This window comes from Rathayibacter sp. AC451, from assembly GCF_979253095.1.
Window position 1 is genome coordinate 1,957,699 of record NZ_CEEDBD010000001.1, and the last position, 22,726, is coordinate 1,980,424.

Consider the following 22,726-nt stretch of genomic DNA (forward strand, 5'->3'; position numbering starts at 1 on the left):
CGATGCGCACCGAGACCCGCCAGGGCGTCCCCCTCCTCCTCGTCGACGACGACGGGCCAGCACTCTCCACCCCCGAGGACGCGCTCGCGCTCGTCGCCGGGACCTACGACGGCGACGTCGAGACGGTGGTCGTGCCCGTCGGCCGCCTCGACCCCGAGTTCTTCCGCCTGCGCTCCGGAGTCGCGGGCGAATTCGTGCAGAAGCTCGTCAACTACCGCAAGCGCCTCGTCGTCATCGGCGACATCACCGCCGCCGTCTCGGACTCAAGCGCGTTCCACGACTTCGTCGTCGAGTCGAACCGGGGCGACCACCTGTGGTTCGTCCCCGCGCTCGACGCGCTCGACGCCCGGCTGTCCGGCTCGGACTCCCCCGAGGCGCCCGGCTCCGAGGGCGGAGTCGAGCCCACCCCGGGTCCGGCGCACTGATGGCGCTGCTCGTCCCGGACGCGGCCGGCGCTCCCCCGCGGCTGGACGGACCCGTCCGCCTCCTCCTGCTCGCCGACACCCACCTGCCCCAGCGGGCGAAGGAGCTGCCGAAGGAGGTCTGGCGCGCCGTCGACGAGGCCGACCTGGTCGTGCACGCGGGCGACTGGGTCGACGAGGCCGCCCTCGATGCGCTCGAGGCGCGTGCTGCACGGCTGCTCGCGGTGTGGGGGAACAACGACCCGGAGGGGCTGCGCGCGCGCCTGCCCGAGGTCGCGCACGCGGTCGTCGGCGGCCTGCGGGTCGCCGTGGTCCACGAGACGGGCGCGGCGTCGGGACGCGAGACCCGCGCCGACGCCGCGCACCCCGACACCGACGTGCTCGTCTTCGGGCACAGCCACATCCCCTGGGACTCGACGAGCCCGGCGGGGATGCGCCTGCTCAATCCGGGCTCGCCGACGGATCGACGCCGCCAGCCCGCGTGCACCTACCTGACAGCGGTGGCCGAGGCGGGCGCGCTGCACGACGTGCGGCTGGTGGAGCTGCCGCCACGGGTGCCGGCGGCTCCGCGCCTCCTGTAGGCACTCAGCGCTCCCCCGCTCACCACTCCCCGCGCCGCGACAGCTCGCGCTGCAGGCTCCGCGGAGCGGGGGCGCCCGGAGTGCCGAGCAGCTCGCTCAGCCCCCGCGTCCCTCCCTCCGCGAACGCGCGACGCTGGCGGGCGGCCCCCGTGCCGATCCTCGCCAGCCGCTCGAGCCCGTCGTCGACGGCCTCCGTATCGCCGTTCGCGCGCAGCCCGCGGTCGATCCACTCGCGCAGCTCCGCGACGACCTCGGCGGCCGGCAGCGCCCGCCCCTCCCCGGGCGAGAGCAGCGTGCCGTCCAGGCCGAAGCGGCCCGCGTGCCAGAGCCCCGCGTCCAGCAGCTCCGGCGCGAGCGGGGAGCAGGGCTCGCCGGCCTCCGCCCGCTCGAGGCCCGAGCGCACGAGCGCGCGGCAGATCCCCGCGAGCAGCACCGAGTCGGCGGCGTCGAGCTGTGCGTCCGCCACCCGGATCTCGAGCGTCGGGTAGCGCGACGACAGGCGCGCCTGCCAGGCGATCGCCTCGCGGTCCACGCTCGAGCCGAGCCCGATCAGCGCGCGCTCGCGGCGGTCGTAGTCGTCCGCGCCGGTGAAGAGGGCGGGCAGCCGGCCGTCGACCAGCGCCGCAGCGCCACGCTCCGCCAGCTCCCGAACCCCGAGTCGGCCTCGCCCTGGAACGGCGAGTTGACCGAGAGCGCGAGCAGCGTCGGCAGCCAGACCCGGAGCCGGTTGAGGGCGGCGGCTCCCGCGTCGCGGTTCGGCACCTCGACGTGCACGTGCAGCGCCTGAATGCGGTGCCCCTCGAGCGGCGCCCCCATCCGCTCGCCGACCTCCCGGTAGCGCGGCTCGGGCGACAGCGCGGGCGCGCCCCCGGAGGAGAAGGGGACGCCGACACCCGCGGCCAGCGCGTCGAACTCCGCCGCGGTCGCTGCGAGGCGCGAGCGGAACGACGAGAGGCACTCGTGCGCCTGCGCGAGGCTCCGCAGCACCGGCGAGGTGAACTCGAGCTGGCAGGCGAGGAACTCGCGGCCCACGCAACCGCCGAAGTTCGGATCGCCGAAGAACTCGGAGTAGACCGCGTTGCCCAGGTCCAGCGGTCGGAGCCCCGCGGCGTCCAGCAGGACGAACTCCTCCTCGATCCCGAAGCCGAGCATGGCTGCCTCCCGATCCCCGGTCCCCCGCGACCTCGTCGTCGCTCGAGGGGTCCGATGACGCGACGCTAAGCGAGCCCGAACGGTGTCGGGGAGGGCCTTGACGAACCCCCGCGCACGCGGTCCAGGACGTTCCGCGCCCTCGGCGCAAGGGGGTGGCGACGAAGTATGGTCCGCCTAAGCTCGATGGAATGACCGGTTCGCACGACACCCCCGACACCGCGCACCTCCGCCCGGTCGGGCTCGACGACGCCACCGTCGCCGCACTGGGCAAGCTGTCCGAGGCCCTCGAGACCGTCGAGCACGCCCGCGGCCTGCTCTACGGGTTCCACCGCCTCACCGGCGCCGCCGACCTCGCGCTCGGCGAGGCGGTCGAGGCGTTCCGGGAGGCGGGGCACCCAGGAGTGGCCGACAGGCTCGAGTCGGAGCTGGTCGGCCGCAACGTCATCGAGGGTCGATGGACCTTCCAGATCGTCGAGGACTACGACGACACCTACTACTCGGCGTTCCGCGAGCAGGAGCGCGCCGCCCGCGACGAGCTCGCCGACGGGCGCCGCCACCTCTTCGAGTCCGAGATGAAGGAGGACCGCCGCACGGCGGGCCGCCGCCACCACGAGTCCCGACCGGAACGCGGATGAACGCCGTCATCCGGATGCACGCCGCCTCGCTGCGCGTCAAGGCCGCGACCCTGGTCGCGCAGGGCGCACCGGGGGCCCCGATCAGGAGGACACGATGAGACGCACGATCCTGAGCATCGACGGACGCCGGTTCCTCCTCTCGCTCGCCCTCGACACCGAGGAGCTCGAGAAGCGCCTCGTGCAGGCCGTGCGCGATCACGGCGACATGGTGAGCTTCACCGTCGCCGGCGAGCGCGAGGTCTGCGTCCTCGTCTCCCCCGGGGTGGCCGTGATCCTCGAGCACGAGGACGTGCCGGCCGAAGACCCGGACGCCGAGGACGCGCCCTTCCACTACGACGACGTCGAGTACCTGAGCTAGGACTCGGAACCCACCGCCCCGCGAGGCTCAGACCGCGCCCGCGAGGGCCCACAGGTGGTACGCCGCGTGCGCCCGGTGCGGACGCCAGCGCTCCGACTCCGCATCGGCCGCCGCCGTCGAGACGCCGCCGAGCGCCCGCCGCAGCACGAGATCGCCCGCCGGGAAGGCATCGGGATCGCCGAGCAGGCGCAGCGCGAGGTAGTCCGCCGTCCACGGACCGATGCCGGAGATCGCGAGCAGGAGGCGCCGCTGCTCGGGCAGATCACCGGCGGCGTCGAGCACCAGGCCGTCGGCGAACGCGGCCGCGACGGCGCGGACGGTGCGGGCGCGGGCGTTCGTCACTCCGATCGCCGCCCGCAGCTCCTCGAGGGGCACGGCGAGCAGCTCGACGGGGGACGGGAACAGCCGCAGTCCCGCAGGGCCCGAGCCGCCGAACGCCGCCACCGCCCGTCCGGCGAAGGTGCGCGCCGCCGCGACCGACACCTGCTGCCCGAGCACCGACGCCACAGCGGCCTCGAACGGCTCCGGATAGCGGATCGCGCGCAGACCGGGCCGCGCCGCGACGGACGCGGCGAGCCGGGGATCGGCGGACAGCGCCGCTCCGATCGCCTCGACGTCGGAGTCGAGATCGAGCCAGGCGCGCACCCGGACCGCGACCCGGTCGATCGCATCGCCGTCCGCCGTCACGAGCGCTCCCGCCTCCGTCAGCTCGAGGACGACGTGGCGCGGTCGCCCGTCGACGACGAGCAGGCGCTCGAGCCGGCGACCGCCCTCGGCCACCCGCTCGGCACCGGGGACCGCGTGGTTGCGGAGGAGGCTCGCGGTGGCCGCGAGGTCGACGGGCCCGTCCGCCCGGAGCTCCACCGTGCGCGTCTCGCTCAGGGGGATCAGCACCACCTTGCCGCCCGCGCGGCCCGACGCGACCAGCTCGAGCGCGGCGGCCGCCTGAACGAGCGGGAAGGACGGACCGAGGACGACCTCGAGCTCGCCGCGACCGGCGGCCTCGACGAGGGGCTCCCGGGCGGAGTCGCGCAGCGCGGTGCCGGGGTCGGCCCCCGCTCCCCACCCAGCCGCAGCACGCCGCCGAGCCGCTCGGCGTGCTCGAAGCCGGCGATGGTGGCGATGCGGGAGCGGTCGGCGACGACGGCGACCGAGACGTCGAGCGCCTCGTCGGTGCCGGCCGTGTCGAGCGCGACGTCCACCCCGTCGGGTGCGGCCCCGCGCACGCGCTGCTCGAGGCCCGGCCCGTAGGCCAGGGGTTCGCCGCCGAAGCGCCGCACGACCGGGGCGCCGCGCCCGCTCGCCGTGCCGAGCACGCGGGCCCCGCGCGCGACGGCCAGCTGCACGAGGAGGCTGCCGACGGCTCCGCTCGCCCCGTGCACGAGCACGGTCTCGCCCGCCGCCACCCGGGTGGCCTCGAGCAGGTGCACCGCGGTCGTGCCGGTCAGCAGGAGCCCGGCCGCCGCCTCCCAGCCGAACCCCGCAGGCTTGGGCAGGACGGACGACGCCCTCGCGAGGAGCTCCTCGCTCCAGCCGCCCGAGACGCGGAACGCGACCACTTCGTCGCCGACGCGGAGCGCACCGAGCGGACCGACCGCATCCTCGCCCACGGCCGTGACCACTCCCGAGACCTCGCCGCCCGGGCGGACGGGGGTGCGGCCCCGCCCGAACACCCCGGAGAGCAGCTTCGCGTCGGAGGGGTTCACCCCCGCGGCGCGCCCGGATCCGGACGGACCCCGGCCCGGGCTCGCCGAGCTCGACCTCGGCCGGGCGCAGCGACGCGATCGAGTACTCGTCGGCGAGCATCTGCAGAACCATGCCGTCCCCCTCCGGGATCGTGCTCGGGGTCCGAGCAGGGCCGACGCTAGCACCGGCGACCGACACCGGAGCAGCCGGTTCCCGTCGGTCCGAGAACGCGCGTTCTGACGACGCGTACCATGGGACGATGCCCGCGACCACGACAGCCGACGCCCTCCCGGCGTCCCCGACCCCGGGTGGGGCGGTGCCCGTCCCCACCCCCCGCGAGGCGATCCTGGCGGCGGCGGACCGTCTCTACTACGCGCGCGGGATCCTGTCGGTCGGCATGGACGAGCTGCGCACCGCGGCCGGCGTCTCGCTCAAGCGGCTCTACTCCGAGTTCCCCAGCAAGGAGGCCGTCGTCGTCGCCGTCCTGCACGGCCGTCACGCCGGATGGACCGCCGGGGTGACCGCCCGCGTGGCCGGGGTCGAGGGGGCCCGCGAGAAGCTCCTCGCCATCTACGACTTCCTCTTCGACTGGTTCTCGGAGGACACGTTCCGCGGCTGCGGGTTCATCAACGCCTTCGGCGAGCTCGGCTCGTCGAACCCCGCCGTCGCCGAGCTCGCGCGCGAGCACAAGGCCGTGTTCCAGCGCTTCCTCGCCGAGCTGGCCGAGCAGATCGGAGGCGACGCCGAGCTCGCCGCGCAGCTCGCGATCCTCGCCGAGGGCGCGCAGACCACCGCGGCGATCGCCGGCACGCCCGAGTCCGCGCTGCACGCCCGACGGGCCGCAGAGATCCTGATCGACGCGGTCTCGCGCCGGACCGCCTGAGGGCGGCTACGCCTCGCCGCCGCCGGGCGGCCCGACCACGAGCAGCGCCGTGAACACGACGGCGACGGCCGCGAGCACCAGCGCACCCGCGAGCACCGGTCGGACGAGAGCCCAGCGCAGCAGCCGGCTCGCGAGGCGGTGATCGCGCGGATCGTCCCCGGCGGCCCGGCGCCACTCCCCCTCGAGCAGACCGCGTCGCTCGAAGCCGCGCTCGAGCGGGACGGTCGCGTACGGGACCACCGCGCTGGCGAGCGCGAGCACCGTCGCCGCGATCGACCAGCGCTGGTTGACCGAGAGGACGAGCGCCGCCGCGCCGTACGCGAGGAAGGCGAAGCCGTGGATCGGGCCGGCGACGCTGACGGGCCAGTCGCCGACTCCGACGGCGTACTTCAGCAGCATGCCGGCGATCAGGAGGGTCCAGGTCACCGCCTCGACGACGGACAGGACGCGGAAGAGTCGACGGGGGCTCATGGCCGGGAGACTACGTCACCGCCGCTCCGGAAGCCCTGAGGGAGCGCGATGCGGGCGGAGGGGGACGGAGCGTCCGGTCAGTCGAGGACGCCCGTGAGCGAGAGCGCCGAGAGCGCGCCGACCGCCAGCGTCGCGACGGTCGCGAGCAGCCCGTGCAGCCGCATCCGCGCGGGAGCGGTCGGGCCGGCGCCGTGCAGGCCGCTCCAGAGCCGCTCCGCCACGGTCGCGGCCGAGGGGCGCTCCTCCGGGTCGAGCGCGGTCATCGCGGCGAGCAGAGCGCGCCAGCGCTCGGGGAGCCCGGCGGGCAGGACCGGGGCGTGGTGCATCCGCTGCAGGGAGATCTCGAGGGTCGTGCCCTCGTAGGCCCGCTTCCCCGTCAGGGCCTCGAGCAGCACGAGGCCGAGCGAGTAGACGTCGGAGGACGGCCCGACGGGCCCCGCGCCCACGCTCTCGGGGCTGAGGTACCCGGCGGTCCCGACGAGCAGGTCCGGACGGGTGAGGCGCGCGTCGTCGACGGAGCGCGCGATGCCGAAGTCGCTGAGCTTGGCATCGCGGGAGGGAGGAGCCGGCCGGCACCGGACGCGATCGCACGAGCACGTTCTCGGGCTTCACGTCGCGGTGCAGCACATCGCGGGCGTGCAGGTGGGCGAGCGCGTCGGCGACCTGAGCGCCGACCTCGGCGATCATCCGCTCGTCACGCGACGAGAACCACGCAGCGGCCGGGTCGGCGGGATCGAAGTACTCGAGGACGAGGTAGGACAGCTCCCCCTCCTCCTGGGCGATCTCGCCCTGATCGAGGATCTCGACGACGCTGGAGTGGCGGGAGTCGATGAGCATGCGGATCTCGCGCTCGCGGCGGGCCCGCTCGTTCGGGGTGTCGGCGACGGCGCGGTGCACCTTGACCGCGACGGGCCGGGCGAGGCGCAGATCGCGAGCGCGGTAGACGCTCGCGCTGCCTCCCTCGCCGATGCGCTCGAGCACGAGGTAGCGGCCGGACAGGGTCGCTCCGAGGAGCGGATCGACGGAGGTCCCGGCGGGGAGGAGGTCGAGCTCGTCGATCACGCCGCATCACCCCCTGAATATCGCTAGCTCGTCTAACTAGCTACGAGAGTTCTATCGGAGGGGACGTCGCCGCACAAGCCGGTGGGACGGGGTTTGGCATCACTAGATGTTCTTGCTACATGACTGTCTAGACTGTCCTGCATGGACGACGTCGCGACCACTCGACCCGGAGCCTTCTGGTTCCCGGGTGAGTCGAGCGAGCCCGGTGCGGTCGAGGTGCTCGCCGCGATGAGGGCGTTCCGCACGGCCGAGACCGCGATGCGCCGCCGCACGCGCGGGTCGATGGGGATGGGCGAGAACGACCTCCTCGCCGTCCAGTTCCTCATGCGCCGCCAGCAGACGGGTCAGCACGTCAGCCCGAAGGACCTCGCGGCCTACCTCGGCATCTCCTCCGCCTCCACCACGGTCCTGATCGACCGCCTCGTGAAGAGCGGTCACGTGGTGCGCCAGCCGCATCCGAGCGACCGCCGGGCCATCCGCATCGTCGCCACGCCGACCTCCCACCGCGAGGTGCGCGAGACGCTCGACGAGATGCACCGCCGGATGCTCGAAGCGGCCGAGCAGCTCGACCCCGTCGAGGCCCGCACGGTGATCCGCTTCCTCTCGACGATGCGCGACATCGTGGAGAACCCGGCCGAGACCGCCGACATCGCGTTCGCGGACCAGGCGTTCGCGGACGAGCTCGTCGAGAGCGCTCCGGAGCGCCGCCGCGCCTGACGCGCGGCCCGTCCGGGCTTCCGGCGACGCCTTCGTCACCCCTCGCCATCCGTTCACCTGCGGTGGCTACCGTGTCGCTGAGCCGACGGCAAGGACTGGCGCACGCCGCTCGCCGTGGAGCGTGTAGTGCGGGTCGCGCCGAGGGTCAATCCCCCGAGCAGAAGTAACTAGCTTGACTAGTAGGAAGTCCGTCTAGCGATATGCTGATCGGACCGCATCCACTCGTCTGATCGGAGAAGATCATGGGCAACATCCTCTACGGCACCCCTCCCGCCTCGATCGAGGTCGAGGACCGGGCTCTCGCCCATCTCCAGATCGTCATCATCAACAAGTTCCGCCGCGACGAGCGCTTCCTGCTGACCCTGGACGCCTCCCCCCAGGCCGGCACCGGCCGCCGCGGCGTGTGGATGCACCCGACCATCCCGATCCAGTTCGAGTTCAAGGGCAGCCGCCAGCCCACCATCAACCCCGAGTGGGTCGAGGCGCTCATGGAGCGCGCGAACAGCGGAGCGGGGCTGCGCATCGTCCCCGAGCCGGCGTCGCAGGCCGCCGTGCCGCTGCGTCGGGCCGAGTCCGCCGCCTGATCCGCCCCGGCACCCGGATCGATCGGCTCCCGATCGAGCATCCGATCCGGACGACCTCCTTCGAAGGCCCGATCCCCAGCGGGGACGGGCCTTCGGTGCGTTCGAGACCGACGATCGTCGGTCTGAACGGCCACCCCGCAAGTGGTTGACATTCCGCGCCAGAACCCAGATACGCCCCCTACACTGCGAGGGCGGTGCGGAGGGCGTTCCGGCGGGCTCGCCCCCGAGCCGCACGCATGACCGACCGCTGGTCGCCGGGTCCCCCCTGCCCGCGACCAGCGGTCGGGTGCGAGGCGCACCCGAAGCGCCGCGGACAGGTCCGCCACCCCCAGGAGCCGGCGACAATGACCATCGAGATCTCACCCTGCAGCGAGGAGCGCGTCGAGCCCCTCGATCCCTCCGACGGCGTCGACGTCCGTGCCGACGGCAGCAGCGGAGCGACGGCCGACGACTCCCGCGACCCCGGCGCCGCCCACGCCGAGGTCCTCCCCGGAGCCGTCTTCACCGCCGTCGTGACCGGCGGTCTCGAGCAGTGGCGCGTCGTCGCCGTCCTCGGCATCCGGGTCCTCGCGGAGCGCCTCGAGGGCTCCGAGCGCCGCAGCTTCACCCTCCGCTTCGTGCGCTACCGGCTCGCGCTCCCCGCCGACGAGCAGGAGCCCCGTCAGCGGGGAGCGGGCCGCCGGAGCGCCTAGGGCCTGCTGAACAGGCCCCGACGCCTCCTGAGGGCGGTCCTCACGCCTCGAGCGCCGGCTCCGGCCGGGCCGTGCGCCCGAGTCGCGCGAACAGGCGGTCGAACACCGCGCGGCGGTCGAACCGCAGCGCGTACTCGCGGGCGGCGACGGCCAGTCGGGCGCGCTCGGAGTCGTCGAGCTCGAGGATCGCGTGGTCCAGGAGCGACGCGATCGCGTCCGGATCCTCCACCGGGACGACGAAGGCGTGCTCGCCGATCGCCTCCCCGATCCCGCCGGTGAGGGTCGTGATGACGGGACCGCCCCCGGCGAGCATCTTCTCGGCGAGCGCGATGCCGAACGTCTCGACGAACTCGGGCCGGGGCTTGCTCGGCAGCACGAACGCCGAGCAGCCGGCCATCAGGTAGGGCTTCTCGGCGTCTCCGACGTCGTCGAGGAACCGGATGCGGTGCGCCAGCGGCGAGGCGGCCGCGATCCGGCGCAGCTCCGACTCCTGAGGGCCGCGCCCCGCGATGACGAGCTCGTGCTGCTCGTGGACGCGGCTGCGCTCGTAGCCGGCGATGAGGTCCTCGACGCCCTTGGCCTCGGTGAGGCGCGAGAGGAAGAGCACGTAGCCGTCCCGGCGGAGCCCGCGTGCCCGGATCAGGTCGTCGAGGGCGACCGGATCGAGGTCGGAGTAGGCGTCGGAGTCGATCGCCGGGTACGAGATCGCGATGCGGGACCGGCACTGCTCGGCGAAGCGCGTGCCGTGCACGGCGTCGATCTGCTCGGCCTCCTCGACGACGAGGTCGCGGGTGTACTCCGAGACGGCGACGCAGTGGTCCTGCGAGAGATAGGAGGCGAAGATGTGGGCGGCGGCGCCCAGACGCCCCTCCTCGACCGCGCGGCGGACGACGTTCGTGACGTCGGAGCCCACCGCCTCGGCGATGGTGGTGACGTTCACGGGCAGCCCGCTGCTCCAGGCGGCGCGGAGGGCGTCGGACACCGCGATCGTGTGCGGGCTGAGGTAGAGCGACAGGCAGACCGTCGGCACCCCGTCGGTGAACAGCTCGATGAGGCGGCCGATCATGCCGGCGAGGTAGCGGCCGTCCGGCACCTTGTAGTCGCCGACCGGTGCCGGCCGCTCCACGATGATGCCCTCGCTGTAGGGCAGGACCGCGTCCAGCGGCTTCAGCGGCAGACCCGCCGCCTCGGAGTCGCTCGATCGGCCAGGTGACGATGCGGACCTCGTCGAAGCCGCGCTCGAGCGCCGTCTCGGCGAGATTGCGCGCCTCGACCGAGTGCCCGCAGATCACGGGATCCGCCCGGACGACGATCACGAGCCGATTCTGCACGGTGCTCGCGTGAGTGCTCTGGTCCATGGTCTCCTCCTAGGGCTGGGTGGTGCTGGTGGTCGTGGCGGCGGGCCGCGCGGGATGCGACGGCGGCCGGTGCTCCGGGGCATTCGCCCACTCCGACGGCTCGGGTCCGAGGTGCAGGGTGAGCTCGCCCCCGCGGTGCAGCTCGGCCGCGCTGATAGCGCTCGACACGAGGGGTGCGCCGTTGAACTCGGCCGACTGCACGTACTGCACCGCTCCACCGGGCACGGGCTCGACGAAGCCGGTGGTGCGGATCTCGAGGTCGGCCCCGCCGACGGCGACCGAGACCCGGGAGAACGCCGGTGCGTTCACCAGGACGAGTCCCTGCCCGGCGACCGGGAACAGCCCCAGGCTCGCCCAGACGTACCAGGAGCTCAGCCCGCCGGAGTCGTCGTTGCCGGGCAGCCCGCCGCGGCCGGTGCCGAAGCGCTGGTGCAGCACGCCCTGCACGATCTCGGCCGTGCGGTCGGGCCGGCCCGCGTAGTGGTACGCCCAGGGAGCGTCCATGTCGGGCTCGTTGTTGAGGCCCTCGAAGCGCCCGAGCGCGGCTCCCTCCGCCATCTCGGCGCGAGCGGGGCGCAGCCCGGGCTGCGTCACCGGCTCGGCGCCGTAGCCGAAGAACTCGTCGAGCTGCGCGACGAACGCGTCGTCGCCTCCGCTCAGCGCGATGCGGCCCGCCATGTCGTGCAGCAGACGGAAGGAGTAGTTGTGGCGCGTGCCCTCGTAGTAGGTGGAGTCCTTGAGCAGCCCGGTGCGGAGGTCGAAGGCGTTCACCCACTGCGCGGCGCGCTCCTCGAGCTGCTCCGCGAGCACCCGGTCGCCGACGTGGCGCGCCACGACGGCCGTGCACCAGTAGCCGTGGGCCAGGTCGAGGGTGTGGCTGATCGGATGCGCCTCGCCGGCCGCGAGGAACTCCTCGCCGTAGGTGCGCTTGAGGTCCTCCGCCATGTGCACGAGCGCCGCGTCCCAGTCGATGCCGGGCAGGCCCAGTCGGCAGAGGTCGGCGAGGAAGGTGTGCGCCAGGGCGCTGCCCTGCCGCGAGAAGCGGTCGCTGCCCTTGGCCATCCGGTAGCCGATCGGGAAGTTGCCCTCCTCCTCGCAGATGGTGAGCAGCGCCGCTCCGATCTCGACCGCACGCTCCGGGATCAGGGCGGTGAGCAGAGGCAGCTGGGTGCGGTAGATGTCCCACATGGTGCTGATGTCGAAGACGAAGGGGCCGTCGGTCGGCCAGAACGGGCTCTCGGAGGGGGCGAGGCACGGCTTGATCAGCGAGTGGTACAGCGCGGTCGAGAAGACGGTCTCGCGGTCGACGGACGGGGTGTCGACGGCGATCCGGCGCAGGTGCTTCCGCCACGTCTTGCGGGTGCGGTCGCGGCGCTGGTCGAAGCCGGTGCCGGTGGGCGGCACGTCGCGATGCAGGTTCTCGCGGGCGCGCTCGGTCCCGCGGAGCGAGAAGCCCATCCGGAGCTCGACGGTCGTGCCGGGCTCGCTCGGCCCCGCCCACATCAGGCCGAACGGGCGGAGGGTGGTCGGGCGGATGTGGTCGAAGTCGAGCCGGGTGCCGCCCGGCATGAGCCGCCGGTCGTACCAGAGCATCTGGCGCCAGTGCAGTGCGTCGCACTCGAGGTGCACCGCGAGGGCGCGCCCTCCATCACGACCTCGCCGCTCGCGACGCCGGGCGAGATCGACCGCAGCTGCGCGCGCAGCGGCACGGTCGCTCCGCTCGGGATGGCGAGGCCGCCGAGCGAGAGGTCGACGACGACGCGGGCGCTGCGGTGGCGCGGGAACGTGTAGCGGTGCACGGCCGAGGCGGGGCCGACGGTCAGCTCGGCGCGGACCCCGGAGGAGAGGGTCGCCGCGTAGTAGCCGGGCTCGGCGACCTCGTCGACGACGTCCCAGCTGCGGCCGAGCTCGTCGAGCGGCTCGATCATGGGCGTGACGCGGAGGTAGTTGTAGTACTTCCGGATCGCCCCGGTGCCCGACTGCTGGAAGTGCGTGAAGCCCGAGGCCTCGATGCCCTCGCGGATGAGCGGGGGCACGCCCTCGAGCGCCAGGTCGTAGCGTCCGTATCCGGTCGGGTAGGCGCCCGAGTAGGAGCAGGCCGAGACCATGCCGAGCGGGTACGTCGCTCCGGGGTGCGTGTTGCCGATCAGCGGCTTGGGCGACCACCAGGTCGCGGCGAGACCGGTGGGCTCGGCGAGCGCCGTCGCCTCCGTGCCGATGAACGGGTCGACCCGCTCGATCATGCTCCGCTCACCGCCGCCGCCATGCCGTGACGCTAGGTGCGGTCGGTGTCATCGGGGTGACGGGGAGGCGACGGGACGGCGACGGTCGGGAGGACGGGGAGGGTGCGCGGGGGCTCGCCCTACGGGATCAGCTTCTCCCGCGCGGTAGCGGTCGAACAGCGCGGTGAAGGAGTCGGCGGTGCGGTGGTGCAGCGTGAATCCGGCGAGGCGGGACTTGCTGATGTCGGTCACGACCTCGATCTCGCGGCCGAGGTCGGCGTCGGTGTGCCACCAGGACGCGACACGGCCGAGGTCGGGCTCGATCAGGCCGTGCTGCTCGACCAGGCGCTGCCAGACGGGCTGCGCGTCGGCCATCTGCTGCTCGAGCGGCTGCGGCTCCTCCCCCGGGCCCACCGGCTCGACGCCGAAGTGCTCGGCGAGGCGCGTCCACATCCAGCGCCAGCGGAAGACGTCGCCGTTGACCACGTTGAAGGCCTCGTCGCGACCAGCCTCGGACGTCGAGGCCCAGACCATCTGCGCGGCGAGCACGGTGGCGTCCGTCATGTCGGTGAGGCCGTTCCACTGGGTGAGCGAGCCCGGGAACACGAAGGGCCGGCCGAGCTCGCGCTGGATCGAGGCGTAGACCGCGAGGGTCAGGCCCATGTTCATGGCGTTGCCGACCGCGTGGCCGATCACGGTGTGCGAGCGGTGCACCGACCAGGTGAAGCCCGCGCGCTCGGCGGCGGCGAAGAGCTCGTCCTCCTGCGCGTAGTAGAAGTTCGGGGCGTCCAGCCGCTCCTCCTCCTCGTGGAAGGGGGTGTCGGGCATCGCGCCCTGGCCGTACGCCTCGAACGGGCCGAGGTAGTGCTTGAGCCCGGTGACCAGGGCGACGTGCTCGAGCGGAGCGTGCGCCAGCGCGGCGAGGAGGTCGCGGACCATGCCGGCGTTGACGGCGATGTTCTCCTCCTCCGTCTCCTGGCGCGACCAGGCGGTGAAGTAGACGTGCGTCGGCCGCTCGTCGGCGAGCACGCGGGCGAGGTCGTCGGCCGAGCGCAGGTCGGCCGCGAGCGGGCGGACGCCGGGACGCTCGGCGATCGGCCGGCGCGAGAGGGCGGTGACGGGCCGGCCCTGCTCGGTGAGCAGATCGACGAGGGCGGATCCGGCGATGCCGGTCGCGCCGACCACGAGGGCGCGGCGGTCGGAGTCGGCGGGAGCGGAGTGTGCGGGGGACGGGTGCGTCGAAGTCATCCCCTGTGCCAACACCGAGCGTCGCCAGGCATTCCCCGGTCCAGCTCTCCTCCCCAGCCGCCCGACTTCCCCGCACTCCCCGTAACACCTGGACACAGAGCCCGCCGCGTCGCGCCCGGCGGCTACCGTCGCTCCCGTGCCGCCGCCTCCGGCGCGCCGTTCGAGAGGAGCCGACCATGTCCGTCGCCACCGCCGCCGCGCCCACCGCCACCGCCGCCGCACCTGCCCCGGCCGTCGGGACCGTGCCCTACGACGAGCTCGCCGCGCGCTTCCGCCCGCTCTTCGCCGAGATCGCGGCGGGCGCCTCCGCCCGCGAGCGCGACCACGTGCTGCCGGCCGAGCAGATCCGGGCGCTGGCCGCGGCCGGCTTCGGCGCTGTGCGGGTGCCGATCGAGAACGGCGGAGCAGGGCGACCCTCCCCCAGCTCTTCCGGCTGCTGACCGAGCTCGCCTCGGCCGACTCGAACATCCCGCAGGCCCTGCGCGGGCACTTCGCGCTCGTCGAGGACCGCCTCGTCGCCACCGACGGCACGCGCGAGCGCTGGCTCCAGCGCTTCGTCGACGGCGAGATCGGCGGCAACGCGTGGACCGAGGTCGGCACCGTCGCCATCGGCGACGTGAACACCAAGGTCAGCCCGATCGAGGGCGATGCCGAGCGCTTCCTCGTGAACGGCACCAAGTACTACTCGACCGGCAGTATCTTCGCCGACTGGATCGACGTCTTCGCCCAGCGCTCCGACACCGGCGCGACGGTCATCGCGATCGTCGACGCCCGTCAGGGCGGAGTGACGCACGCCGACGACTGGGACGGCTTCGGTCAGCGCACCACGGGCTCCGGCACCAGCACCTTCGTCGACGCCGTGGTCGCGGCCGAGGACGTCGTCGACTTCGGCACCCGGTTCCGCTACCAGACCGCGTTCTACCAGGCCGTGCTGCTGTCGGTGCTGGCCGGATCCATCGCCGCCGCCGAGCGCGAGCTCGCCGAGGCGGTGCGCGGCCGCACCCGCATCTACTCGCACGGCAACGCCGACTCGTACGCCGCCGATCCGCAGATCCTGCAGGTCGTCGGGCAGGTCTCGGCCGCCGCGTACGCCGGCTCGGCGATCGTCGAGAAGGCCGCGCAGGCCCTGCAGCTCGCCTACGAGGCCGCGTCCGGAGAGGACGTCGTCGAGGAGGAGCGGCTGAACGACCTCGCCGAGCTCGAGTCGGCGCAGGCGCAGATCGTGCTGACCCAGCTCGCGACCCGCGCGACGTCCGACGTGTTCGACGCGCTCGGCGCCTCCGGAGTGAGCACGACGAAGAACCTCGATCGGCACTGGCGCAACGCCCGCACCGCCGCGAGCCACAATCCGTGGGTCTTCAAGGCGCGGATCGTCGGCGACCACTCGGTGACCGGTGCGCTCCCTCCGCGGGTCTGGTCGATCGGAGCGGGCCCCGGGCGTCGCGCGTAGCGGGGGATCCCGCCGCCCCGACTAGCGCCCGGCTCAGCGAGAGGTCAACCCGCTGGAGGTGCTCGCGGCGCCCCTTCTAGGGTGCGAGCACCGGAGACGAGGCGCCACGGGGGGACCGCGCACGTCTCTCTCCGTCCTCGCTCCCGACGACGGAAGGGCCGCTCCGCCATGCCTCGAACCACACCGCACAGCACACCCAGCAGCACGCTGCGCAGCACGCGGCAGGACACCGGGAGCCGGGGTCCGGCCGCGCCTCCGGCGTCGAGGACCGGACGCCTGCTCGGCGTCGGACTCCTCGCCCTCCTCCTCGTCGCCGGGCCCCTCGCGGCCCCGCCCGCGGCCGCCGCGGACGCCACGGTCCCGGTCGTCAGGATCACATCCCCCGCCTCGGGCAGCACGGTGTCGGGGCCGGCCACCCTCGTCGCGACGGCGACGGACGACGTCGGCGTCGCCTCCGTCTCGTTCTGGTCCGGCAGCACGCGCGTCGGCGACGGCGCGAAGCGCTCGGACGGCCGCTGGGCCCTCACCGCCGACACCCGCGCCTGGCGCGACGCGACCTACACCGTGACCGCCCGCGCTGGGGACGCCGCGGGGAACACCGGGACCAGTGCGGGGGTGCGCCTCATCGTGCGGAACGCGGGGGGCGCGACTCCGACGCCGACGGCGACTCCGACTCCGAGTGCCACCGCCACTGCGGCGCCCCCGCCGACGCCCACTGCGACTCCCACCCCGACCGCCGCGCCGACCTCCGCACCCACCCCGGCTCCGACACCTCCTCCGACGACCGCGCCCACTCCGACCCCCACCACGGTCCCCAGCCCCTCCGGCGTCCCCGTCGGCGTGCCCGCGCCGATCGCGCAGTGGGACTTCACCGAGTCGGCCGCCCCGTTCCGCACCACCGCGGCTGACCTGCCGCTCGCGCAGGCCGGGCGGACGGCCGCCACCCGTGTCGCGACTCCCTGGGGCACGGGCCTCTCGCTCACGGGCTCCAGCTACCTGCGCCTGCCGGCCGCTTCGACCGGCAGGCTCACGATCGGCGCGTCGAAGAACACGGTCACGGTCGCCGCGTGGGTGCGGGCCACCGACACCGACACGGGCTTCGTCGCCGGCTCGTGGACCGAGGACGCGAACCAGCCGCGCCGCTCCTACGGCCTGTTCTACGACCTCGGGACCTACGGCGGTGCCGACCGGGCCAACTTCCACGTCTCGCGATCGGGCGGGCCGACCCCGGGGTACCCCTACTCCCGCGATTACTCCGCCTCGGGCACGAGAATGACGCGCTCCGTCTGGCAGCTGCACGTCGGCACCTACGACGGCGCGCAGGCGGTCTCGTACCTCGACGGCGTCGCGACCGCCTACCCGAGGTACACCGACACGCTCCGCAACACGTACGCGAAGAACCCCTACCTGTTCCCGCACGGGCTGAACCCGGTCGCGGGCGACTTCACGGTCGGAGGCGTCCAGCTCACGGGCAAGGCCGGCAACTTCGCCCGCGGCACCGTCGCCAAGGTGCGCGTGTGGGACCGGACGCTGACGGCCGGCGAGGTGAAGGCTCTCTACGACGCCGAGAGCGCAGCGCTGCGCTGAGGGTGCTCGGCGTCCTCGCGCGGTGACGCGTCACAGCCCGGGCAGCGGGTAGCGTCGGGGGGTGAGACTTCCGTGGCAGAACCGGGGCGAGCGCGAGAGGCTTCCGCGCGACGTCCTGGTCCTCGGGATCGTCGCGTTCTTCGTGATGCTGGGCTTCGGCGTCGTCGTCCCCGTGCTGCCCGTCTACGTCCGCAGCTTCGGCGTCGGCTACGTGGAGGTCGGCGCGGTCGTGTCGGCGTTCGCGCTGATGCGGCTGGTCGCGAACCCGTTCGTCGGGCCGCTCGTCGACCGGCTCGGCGAGCGCGTGGTGCTCGCGACGGGCATCGGCATCGTGGCGCTGTCGAGCGCGCTGGTGGGGCTCGCCGGCGACTACCTGCACCTGCTGCTGCTGCGCGGGGCGGGCGGGATCGGCTCGGCGATGTTCTCGGTCGCGGCGATGACGCTCCTCCTGCGCACGGCGGCACCGGAGCGGCGCGGGCGCTCGATCGGCTTCTACCAGGGCGGGTTCCTGCTCGGCGGCATGGCGGGCCCCGCGGTCGGAGGCGTGCTGACCGCGATCTCGCTGACCGCTCCCTTCTTCTTCTACGCGGGCACGCTCGCCGTCGCGGGGCTGGTCGGACTGGTGCTGCTGCGCCGCCCCGAGCGGGACGCGGCGGCGGGGACGGCCGCGGTCGTCCGGCCGATGCGCGAGGTCGTGCGGGACCGCCGCTACCAGAGCGCCGTGCTCGCGAACTTCGCGCTCGGCTGGTCGGCGATGGGCGTGCGGGCCACTCTCGTGCCGGTGCTGGTGGTCGAGGGCCTCGGCGACGACCCGGCCTGGACGGGCATCGCCTTCGCGATCGCGGCCGTCGTGCAGACCGTGGCGCTCGCTCCGGCCGGCCGCTTCGTCGACACGGTGGGTCGCCGGCCCGCACTGATCGGCGGCTTCGCCGTCGCGGCGCTGGCGATGCTCGCGATGCCGCTCGTCTCGGAGCTGTGGCTGCTCGTGGTGCTGCTCTGCCTCTACGGAGCGGCGGCCGCGTTCATGGGGACGGCGCCGGGCGCCCTCGTCGGCGACGCGGCGGGCGATCGCGGCGGACGGCCGGTCTCGGTGTTCCAGGCGGCCTCGGACCTCGGCGGCGTCATCGGCCCGCTGCTCGCCGGCCTGCTGGCGGACACGGCCTCGCCGACCGCCGCCTTCGGGTCGGCCTTCGTGCTGCTGGGACTGACCGCGCTCGTCGGGCTGCGGATCCCGCGCCGGGGTCCCGCCCTCTAGCTGTTGCGCCCGCGCGCGTCCACGGGCCACGCGTCGGCGCCCCCGTCGGCGAGCAGCACCCGGTACTCGTCGGCCAGGTTCACCGCGACGCAGACGTGGTTCGGGGCGATGCGGACCCGCGAGCCGAGCGGCAGGTCGATCCCGGTGATCGTGGCGTGGTGCTCCGAGAGCACCGTGACGCGCGCCTCCGGGTGCTCGGGCAGCCGCCCGAAGCCGCTCGAGACGGCCCCGCGATCGGAGGAGAGGACCTTGCTGCCCGCGTCGGCGATCAGCCGGCCGTCGTGCCGCGAGACGATCGTGGCGAGGACCGTGACGGCGATCGACTCCGGTCCGATCGTGCCCATCTCCCACTGCTGGGCGTCGCCGAGCGATGAGACCCCCGGGCGCAACTCCGTGAGGACTCCCGCGTCGGCGAAGTCGGCGGACGGAGTGGAGCCCCCGCTGATGACCCGCGCCGTGACGCCGACGGAGGCGAGGGACGCGGCGGCAGCGGCGAGCGCCTCCGCCTCGTCGCGGGCGGCGGCGGCCCGCGCGTCGAGCGCGTAGCTGTGGCCCGGGAAGGTGAAGACGCCGACCACGTCGAGTCCGGCGGCGACGGCGGCGGCCGCGACCTCGCCCGCCTCGTCGGCCGGCACCCCGCTGCGGTGGTGGCCCGAGTCGATCTCGACGACGACCTCGAGGCGCCCGCGCTCGTCCACCGGGATCGCCGCGGCGGCGCGCTCGGCCGAGGCGGCGGAGTCGACCCCGATACGCACGCGCGCGGTGCGCAGGACCCGGCGCAGCCGTCCGGCCCGCTCGGTGTCGAGCCACAGCGGGTACGCGATGAACAGGTCGTCGCAGCCGCCCGCGGCGAAGACCTCCGCCTCGGACACCGTGGCGACCGTGAGTCCGACCGCCCCCGCGGCCAGCTGACGCCGGGCGATCTCGAGCGACTTGTGCGTCTTGGCGTGCGGGCGCAGCGCCAGCCCGCGGTCACGGGCCCGGGCGGCGGTCGCGGCGATGTTGCGGTCGAGGACCGCCTCGTCGAGCACGAGCGCGGGAGTGACCAGGGAGTCGAGGGAGTCGGAGACCATCTCCCGATCCTGGCAGGGGTGCCGTCCGGGTGCGAGGCGGAGCAGAATGCCGCCATGAGCGCCGCCGCCGTCACCGTCGAGGAGTACCTGTCCGCGTTCCCGCCGGAGCGACGGGAGCGGCTCGAGGAGGTGCGGCGCCTGATCCTCGCCGCGGCGCCCGGGGCCGAGGAGCGGATCCGCTACGGCATGCCGGCCGTGATGCTGGGCGGCCGCTACGCGATCCACTGGGCCGGCTGGAAGACGCACGTGGGACTGCATCCGGTGCCCCGGCTCTCGCCCGAGCTCGAGCACGAGCTCGCGCCGCTGCGCACGGGCAAGGACACGGTCGCGCTGCCCTGGGGGCGCGAGCTGCCGGCGGACCTCGTCTCGCGGGTCGCCGCGGCGATCGTCGAGCTGAGGGAGGACGCCGCCCACCCCCTGCAGTCCCACCCCCTACAGTGAGGACCACCCCGTCGCCGATCGAGAGCCCGCCGCCATGACTCCCGCCCCCGATGCCGACGTCCCCGGGATCCCCGTCCCCGAGACACCCGCTCCCGCGCACGCCGCGACCGCCCGCACCCCCTTCGCCGCCGTCGGTGCCGTGAGCGCGATCCTCCGCACCGAGGGCGCCATCTACGGCACGGTCCTCGCGATCACGCTGATCGCGGTCGGCTGGGACGACGACACCGATCTCGAGGTGCTGCTGTTCCTCCTGGGCTCGGTGAGCGTCTTCTGGCTCGCGCACCTGTACGCGGGCACGCTCGCGCGGCTGCCGGAGGCGGAGCCCGGCGTGCGCACGATCCTCGACGCGGTGCTCGCCACGGCACGGCACTCGATCGGGATGCTCGTGGCCATGGTCGTGCCCGCGGCGCTGCTCGCGCTCGCCCCCCTCGGACTGGTCGAGGAGTGGACCGCCTACTACCTGGCGCTCGGCTCGGGCGTCGCGATCCTGGCCCTTCTGGGCTACCTCACCTCGGCCCGCCGCGGGAGCCCGCCCGGCCGCCGCGTGCTGAGCACCCTCTGCACGATGCTGCTCGGGCTCGTCGTGGTCTGGCTGAGCACGCTGGTGCACTGAGCACGCTGGTGCACTGAGCACGCTGGTGCACTGAGCACGCTGGTGCACTGAGCACGCTGGTGCACTGAGTCCACCCACTGACAGGCTGGGGGCATGACATCGCAGTCCTCGAATTCGAGCTCCCCTCTCCTCCGCCCGTTCGGCCCCTCCGGCGCCTCGGTCACCCGGCTCACGCTCGGCACGTCCTGGAACCCCGAGCGCGTGCGGGACCTCGAGACGGTGCCCGCCCTCGAGCGGGTGCTCGGCTCCTCCGCCGATCGCGCCGTGTCGGTGATCGACACCTCCAACGAGTACGCGCAGGGGCACAGCGAGCGGCTGATCGGCGAGGCGCTGCGGGCGCACGGCGGGGTTCCGGACGGCATCACCGTCGTGACGAAGCTCGACCGCGATCCCGAGACCGGCAGCTACTCGGGCGAGCGGATGCGGCGCAGCCTCGACGAGAGCCGCGAGCGCCTGGGCATGGACGTGCTCCCGCTGCTCTACCTGCACGACCCCGAGCGCATCTCGTACGAGGAGGCGTTCGCCGAGGACGGCCCCGTGCGGGCCCTCGTCGCGATGAAGGAGGCCGGCGTCGCGCTCTCGATCGGCATCTCGGGCGGACCCGCGCCGATGCTGCACCACTACGTCGAGACGGGGCTGTTCGACGCGGTGATCACGCACAACCGCTGCACGCTCGTCGACCGCTCCTCGGACGAGCTGATCGACGTCTCGGTCGACCGCGGCGTCGTCGTGGTGAACGCGGCGGTCTACGGCGGCGGCGCGCTCGCCCGCTGGCCCCAGCCGGTCGAGACGTACGCCTACCGCCCGGCTCCCCCCGAGATCGTGCAGGCGGTCACCGAGATGGGCGAGGCGTGCGACCGCGCCGGGGTGCCGCTCCGGGCCGCCGCCCTGCAGTTCTCGACCCGCGACGAGCGGATCACGACCACCGTCGTCGGCGCCACGACGGCCGAGCACTTCGACGAGTTCGTCGCCGACGACGCGCTCGAGATCCCGGACTCGCTGTTCGAGGAACTCGCCGCGCTCACCCCGCCGAGCACCGTCTGGCAGGAGGCGCCCGGCTCGACCTGGCCGAGCTGACCCCTCGCGCCGCCGGGAATGACGGGCGGCCGGGAGCGGTTGTCACCTGGATGACCACCGCTCCCGCTCTGCTCCAGCCCCTCACCCTCCGCTCCCGTACCGCCCGCAACCGCCTCTGGGCGGCTCCGATGTGCCAGTACTCGGTCGAGGCGCGCGACGGGGTGCCGACCACCTGGCACCTCGTGCACCTGGGCTCGATCGCGCGCGGGGGCGTGGGCGTGCTGATCGCGGAGGCGACGGGAGTCGTGCCGGAGGGACGGATCAGCCCCTGGGACACCGGCCTCTGGACCGACGAGCAGCGCGACGCCTGGGCGCCGATCGTCGACTTCGTGCACGAGCAGGGCGCCCTCGCCGGGGTGCAGCTCGCGCACGCCGGGCGCAAGGCGTCGACGTACCGCGAGTGGAGCGGGCGCGGAACGGTGCCGGCGGAGGAGGGCGGCTGGGACACGGTCGCCCCGTCGGCCGTCGCCTTCGAGGGCTACGCCGCCCCGCGGGCCCTCGACGCGGACGAGCTGCCCGGCCTCGTGCAGGCGTTCCGCGACTCCGCCCGCCGCGCCGTCGAGGCCGGCTTCGACGTGATCGAGATCCACGCCGCCCACGGCTACCTGCTGCACCAGTTCCTGTCGCCGCTGTCGAACCGGCGCGAGGACGCCTACGGCGGCTCCCTCGAGAACCGCGCGCGGCTCCTGCTCGAGGTCGTGCGCGAGGTGCGCGCCGAGATCGGCGAGCTGCCGCTGCTGGTCCGCTTCTCGGCGACCGACTGGGCGGAGGGCGGCTGGGACCTCGACGAGACGGTGACCGTCGCCGGCTGGGCGCGGGAGGCGGGGGCCGACCTCTTCGACGTCTCCACCGGCGGCCTGGTCCGCGGCACGGACATCCCGGTCGCTCCCCTCTACCAGGTGCCGTTCGCGGCCGCGGTGCGCCGGGCGACCGGAGCACCGGTGGGAGCGGTGGGCCTGATCACGACGTCCGAGCAGGCGGAAGGGGTGCTCGCCGCGGGCGAGGCCGATGTCGTGCTGCTCGCGCGGGAGCTGCTGCGCGACCCGCACGCCGCCTCGCGCATGGCGCAGGAGCTGGGCGCCGACCTGGACGCGGTCGTGCCGCCGCAGTACGCGCGCGCCTGGCGCTGAGCGCACCCGCGCACACGCGAGATGCCACT

The 22,726-nt window shown here is 74.0% G+C and carries 23 protein-coding genes and 5 pseudogenes; 16 read left to right on the plus strand and 12 right to left on the minus strand.

Going from position 1 to position 22,726, the window contains the following annotated elements:
* Positions 1–2 precede the first annotated feature (2 nt).
* Together AC0CID_RS09355 and AC0CID_RS09360 are read left to right on the plus strand one after the other, a co-directional pair.
* Positions 3–425, plus strand: coding sequence for a DUF4180 domain-containing protein (locus tag AC0CID_RS09355; protein WP_465226580.1), 423 nt, complete (start codon positions 3–5; stop codon positions 423–425).
* A complete protein-coding gene (locus AC0CID_RS09360) occupies positions 425–1,003 on the plus strand; it encodes a metallophosphoesterase family protein (protein WP_465226581.1) in 579 nt (192 codons plus the stop codon). The genes AC0CID_RS09355 and AC0CID_RS09360 overlap by 1 nt, the downstream gene beginning before the upstream one ends.
* A gap of 19 nt (positions 1,004–1,022) precedes the next feature.
* Here the strand turns inward: AC0CID_RS09360 and AC0CID_RS09365 are convergent.
* Positions 1,023–2,155 (minus strand): annotated as a pseudogene (locus tag AC0CID_RS09365) (carboxylate-amine ligase).
* Between the two features lie 188 nt (positions 2,156–2,343).
* Here AC0CID_RS09365 and AC0CID_RS09370 point away from each other — a divergent pair.
* Positions 2,344–2,790 carry a hypothetical protein gene (locus AC0CID_RS09370; protein ID WP_207406072.1) on the plus strand — a complete coding sequence of 149 codons (447 nt, stop codon included), beginning with the start codon at positions 2,344–2,346 and terminating at the stop codon, positions 2,788–2,790.
* A 94-nt stretch (positions 2,791–2,884) separates the two neighbouring features.
* Positions 2,885–3,148: a hypothetical protein gene (locus AC0CID_RS09375; protein WP_465226582.1), complete on the plus strand. Its 264-nt coding sequence runs from the start codon at positions 2,885–2,887 to the stop codon at positions 3,146–3,148.
* A 27-nt stretch (positions 3,149–3,175) separates the two neighbouring features.
* On the opposite strand, the gene AC0CID_RS09380 is transcribed toward AC0CID_RS09375, so the two are convergent.
* From AC0CID_RS09380 to AC0CID_RS09390, 3 genes and pseudogenes are all read right to left on the minus strand, one after another.
* Complete coding sequence (locus AC0CID_RS09380; protein WP_465228074.1) at positions 3,176–4,045, minus strand: DNA-3-methyladenine glycosylase family protein; 870 nt, start codon at positions 4,043–4,045, stop codon at positions 3,176–3,178.
* A gap of 51 nt (positions 4,046–4,096) precedes the next feature.
* A pseudogene (locus AC0CID_RS09385) lies at positions 4,097–4,183 on the minus strand (hypothetical protein); the annotation flags it as partial.
* Between the two features lie 116 nt (positions 4,184–4,299).
* Positions 4,300–5,019, minus strand: a pseudogene (locus AC0CID_RS09390) (alcohol dehydrogenase catalytic domain-containing protein); the annotation flags it as partial.
* Positions 5,020–5,093: 74 nt separating this feature from the next.
* On the opposite strand from AC0CID_RS09390, the gene AC0CID_RS09395 reads away from it, so the two are divergent.
* Positions 5,094–5,717, plus strand: coding sequence for a TetR/AcrR family transcriptional regulator (locus AC0CID_RS09395; RefSeq protein WP_207406069.1), 624 nt, complete (start codon positions 5,094–5,096; stop codon positions 5,715–5,717).
* Positions 5,718–5,723: 6 nt separating this feature from the next.
* On the opposite strand, the gene AC0CID_RS09400 is transcribed toward AC0CID_RS09395, so the two are convergent.
* From AC0CID_RS09400 to AC0CID_RS09410, 3 genes and pseudogenes are all read right to left on the minus strand, one after another.
* Positions 5,724–6,188: a DUF3817 domain-containing protein gene (locus AC0CID_RS09400; RefSeq protein ID WP_465226583.1), complete on the minus strand. Its 465-nt coding sequence runs from the start codon at positions 6,186–6,188 to the stop codon at positions 5,724–5,726.
* Between the two features lie 77 nt (positions 6,189–6,265).
* Positions 6,266–6,727: pseudogene (locus AC0CID_RS09405) on the minus strand (protein kinase domain-containing protein); the annotation flags it as partial.
* Positions 6,728–6,827: 100 nt separating this feature from the next.
* Positions 6,828–7,250, minus strand: a pseudogene (locus AC0CID_RS09410) (protein kinase domain-containing protein); the annotation flags it as partial.
* A gap of 141 nt (positions 7,251–7,391) precedes the next feature.
* On the opposite strand from AC0CID_RS09410, the gene AC0CID_RS09415 reads away from it, so the two are divergent.
* The 3 genes from AC0CID_RS09415 to AC0CID_RS09425 all read left to right on the plus strand — a co-directional run bounded on the left by AC0CID_RS09415 (position 7,392) and on the right by AC0CID_RS09425 (position 9,243).
* A complete protein-coding gene (locus AC0CID_RS09415; protein WP_207406066.1) occupies positions 7,392–7,967 on the plus strand; it encodes a MarR family winged helix-turn-helix transcriptional regulator in 576 nt (191 codons plus the stop codon).
* Between the two features lie 242 nt (positions 7,968–8,209).
* The gene (locus AC0CID_RS09420; protein ID WP_207406065.1) at positions 8,210–8,551 is read left to right on the plus strand and encodes a DUF7882 family protein; all 342 of its coding nucleotides are present in this window, start codon (positions 8,210–8,212) and stop codon (positions 8,549–8,551) included.
* 344 nt (positions 8,552–8,895) lie between these two features.
* Entirely contained in the window at positions 8,896–9,243 is a 348-nt protein-coding gene (locus tag AC0CID_RS09425) for a hypothetical protein (RefSeq protein WP_207406064.1), read from the plus strand.
* Between the two features lie 40 nt (positions 9,244–9,283).
* Here the strand turns inward: AC0CID_RS09425 and AC0CID_RS09430 are convergent, their stop codons facing one another.
* The 4 genes from AC0CID_RS09430 to AC0CID_RS09445 all read right to left on the minus strand — a co-directional run bounded on the left by AC0CID_RS09430 (position 9,284) and on the right by AC0CID_RS09445 (position 14,071).
* On the minus strand, positions 9,284–10,369 hold the full coding sequence (locus AC0CID_RS09430; protein ID WP_465226584.1) for a glycosyltransferase: 1,086 nt from the start codon (positions 10,367–10,369) through the stop codon (positions 9,284–9,286).
* A 241-nt stretch (positions 10,370–10,610) separates the two neighbouring features.
* A complete protein-coding gene (locus AC0CID_RS09435; protein ID WP_465226585.1) occupies positions 10,611–12,194 on the minus strand; it encodes a glycoside hydrolase domain-containing protein in 1,584 nt (527 codons plus the stop codon).
* Positions 12,104–12,844: a hypothetical protein gene (locus AC0CID_RS09440; RefSeq protein WP_465226586.1), complete on the minus strand. Its 741-nt coding sequence runs from the start codon at positions 12,842–12,844 to the stop codon at positions 12,104–12,106. Before AC0CID_RS09440 ends, AC0CID_RS09435 begins: the two co-directional genes overlap by 91 nt.
* A 48-nt stretch (positions 12,845–12,892) precedes the next feature.
* Positions 12,893–14,071, minus strand: coding sequence for an SDR family oxidoreductase (locus tag AC0CID_RS09445; protein WP_465226587.1), 1,179 nt, complete (start codon positions 14,069–14,071; stop codon positions 12,893–12,895).
* Positions 14,072–14,247: 176 nt separating this feature from the next.
* Here AC0CID_RS09445 and AC0CID_RS09450 point away from each other — a divergent pair, with 176 nt between their 5' ends.
* The 4 genes from AC0CID_RS09450 (at position 14,248) to AC0CID_RS09465 (ending at position 18,363) form a co-directional block, all read left to right on the plus strand.
* The gene (locus tag AC0CID_RS09450) at positions 14,248–14,511 is read left to right on the plus strand and encodes a hypothetical protein (protein WP_465226588.1); all 264 of its coding nucleotides are present in this window, start codon (positions 14,248–14,250) and stop codon (positions 14,509–14,511) included.
* A 176-nt stretch (positions 14,512–14,687) separates the two neighbouring features.
* On the plus strand, positions 14,688–15,521 hold the full coding sequence (locus AC0CID_RS09455; RefSeq protein ID WP_465226589.1) for an acyl-CoA dehydrogenase family protein: 834 nt from the start codon (positions 14,688–14,690) through the stop codon (positions 15,519–15,521).
* Between the two features lie 168 nt (positions 15,522–15,689).
* The gene (locus tag AC0CID_RS09460; protein ID WP_465226590.1) at positions 15,690–17,108 is read left to right on the plus strand and encodes an Ig-like domain-containing protein; all 1,419 of its coding nucleotides are present in this window, start codon (positions 15,690–15,692) and stop codon (positions 17,106–17,108) included.
* Positions 17,109–17,169: 61 nt separating this feature from the next.
* The gene (locus AC0CID_RS09465; protein ID WP_465226591.1) at positions 17,170–18,363 is read left to right on the plus strand and encodes an MFS transporter; all 1,194 of its coding nucleotides are present in this window, start codon (positions 17,170–17,172) and stop codon (positions 18,361–18,363) included.
* Here the strand turns inward: AC0CID_RS09465 and AC0CID_RS09470 are convergent.
* On the minus strand, positions 18,360–19,436 hold the full coding sequence (locus AC0CID_RS09470; RefSeq protein WP_465226592.1) for an alanine racemase: 1,077 nt from the start codon (positions 19,434–19,436) through the stop codon (positions 18,360–18,362). The two genes, AC0CID_RS09465 and AC0CID_RS09470, sit on opposite strands and share 4 nt — an antisense overlap.
* 54 nt (positions 19,437–19,490) lie before the next feature.
* Between AC0CID_RS09470 and AC0CID_RS09475 the strand changes: the two genes are divergently transcribed.
* The 4 genes from AC0CID_RS09475 to AC0CID_RS09490 all read left to right on the plus strand — a co-directional run bounded on the left by AC0CID_RS09475 (position 19,491) and on the right by AC0CID_RS09490 (position 22,697).
* Positions 19,491–19,877 (plus strand): iron chaperone, encoded by a 387-nt coding sequence (locus AC0CID_RS09475; protein ID WP_465226593.1) that lies wholly within the window; start codon positions 19,491–19,493, stop codon positions 19,875–19,877.
* Positions 19,878–19,911: 34 nt separating this feature from the next.
* Positions 19,912–20,490 carry a hypothetical protein gene (locus AC0CID_RS09480; protein WP_465226594.1) on the plus strand — a complete coding sequence of 193 codons (579 nt, stop codon included), beginning with the start codon at positions 19,912–19,914 and terminating at the stop codon, positions 20,488–20,490.
* A 93-nt stretch (positions 20,491–20,583) separates the two neighbouring features.
* Entirely contained in the window at positions 20,584–21,567 is a 984-nt protein-coding gene (locus AC0CID_RS09485) for an aldo/keto reductase (protein WP_465226595.1), read from the plus strand.
* Positions 21,568–21,617: 50 nt separating this feature from the next.
* A complete protein-coding gene (locus AC0CID_RS09490) occupies positions 21,618–22,697 on the plus strand; it encodes an NADH:flavin oxidoreductase/NADH oxidase (RefSeq protein ID WP_465226596.1) in 1,080 nt (359 codons plus the stop codon).
* Positions 22,698–22,726 lie beyond the last annotated feature (29 nt).

Coding starts and splice junctions, on each gene's coding strand:
- AC0CID_RS09450 (WP_465226588.1), top strand. CDS start 14,248: ATGTCCGTCGCCACCGCCGCCGCGCCCACCGCCACCGCCGCCGCACCT.
- AC0CID_RS09395 (WP_207406069.1), top strand. CDS start 5,094: ATGCCCGCGACCACGACAGCCGACGCCCTCCCGGCGTCCCCGACCCCG.
- AC0CID_RS09370 (WP_207406072.1), top strand. CDS start 2,344: ATGACCGGTTCGCACGACACCCCCGACACCGCGCACCTCCGCCCGGTC.
- AC0CID_RS09435 (WP_465226585.1), bottom strand. CDS start 12,194: ATGCTCTGGTACGACCGGCGGCTCATGCCGGGCGGCACCCGGCTCGAC.
- AC0CID_RS09420 (WP_207406065.1), top strand. CDS start 8,210: ATGGGCAACATCCTCTACGGCACCCCTCCCGCCTCGATCGAGGTCGAG.
- AC0CID_RS09460 (WP_465226590.1), top strand. CDS start 15,690: ATGCCTCGAACCACACCGCACAGCACACCCAGCAGCACGCTGCGCAGC.
- AC0CID_RS09425 (WP_207406064.1), top strand. CDS start 8,896: ATGACCATCGAGATCTCACCCTGCAGCGAGGAGCGCGTCGAGCCCCTC.
- AC0CID_RS09490 (WP_465226596.1), top strand. CDS start 21,618: ATGACCACCGCTCCCGCTCTGCTCCAGCCCCTCACCCTCCGCTCCCGT.
- AC0CID_RS09480 (WP_465226594.1), top strand. CDS start 19,912: ATGACTCCCGCCCCCGATGCCGACGTCCCCGGGATCCCCGTCCCCGAG.
- AC0CID_RS09400 (WP_465226583.1), bottom strand. CDS start 6,188: ATGAGCCCCCGTCGACTCTTCCGCGTCCTGTCCGTCGTCGAGGCGGTG.
- AC0CID_RS09355 (WP_465226580.1), top strand. CDS start 3: ATGCGCACCGAGACCCGCCAGGGCGTCCCCCTCCTCCTCGTCGACGAC.
- AC0CID_RS09440 (WP_465226586.1), bottom strand. CDS start 12,844: ATGATCGAGCGGGTCGACCCGTTCATCGGCACGGAGGCGACGGCGCTC.
- AC0CID_RS09415 (WP_207406066.1), top strand. CDS start 7,392: ATGGACGACGTCGCGACCACTCGACCCGGAGCCTTCTGGTTCCCGGGT.
- AC0CID_RS09445 (WP_465226587.1), bottom strand. CDS start 14,071: ATGACTTCGACGCACCCGTCCCCCGCACACTCCGCTCCCGCCGACTCC.
- AC0CID_RS09485 (WP_465226595.1), top strand. CDS start 20,584: ATGACATCGCAGTCCTCGAATTCGAGCTCCCCTCTCCTCCGCCCGTTC.
- AC0CID_RS09470 (WP_465226592.1), bottom strand. CDS start 19,436: ATGGTCTCCGACTCCCTCGACTCCCTGGTCACTCCCGCGCTCGTGCTC.
- AC0CID_RS09375 (WP_465226582.1), top strand. CDS start 2,885: ATGAGACGCACGATCCTGAGCATCGACGGACGCCGGTTCCTCCTCTCG.
- AC0CID_RS09360 (WP_465226581.1), top strand. CDS start 425: ATGGCGCTGCTCGTCCCGGACGCGGCCGGCGCTCCCCCGCGGCTGGAC.
- AC0CID_RS09475 (WP_465226593.1), top strand. CDS start 19,491: ATGAGCGCCGCCGCCGTCACCGTCGAGGAGTACCTGTCCGCGTTCCCG.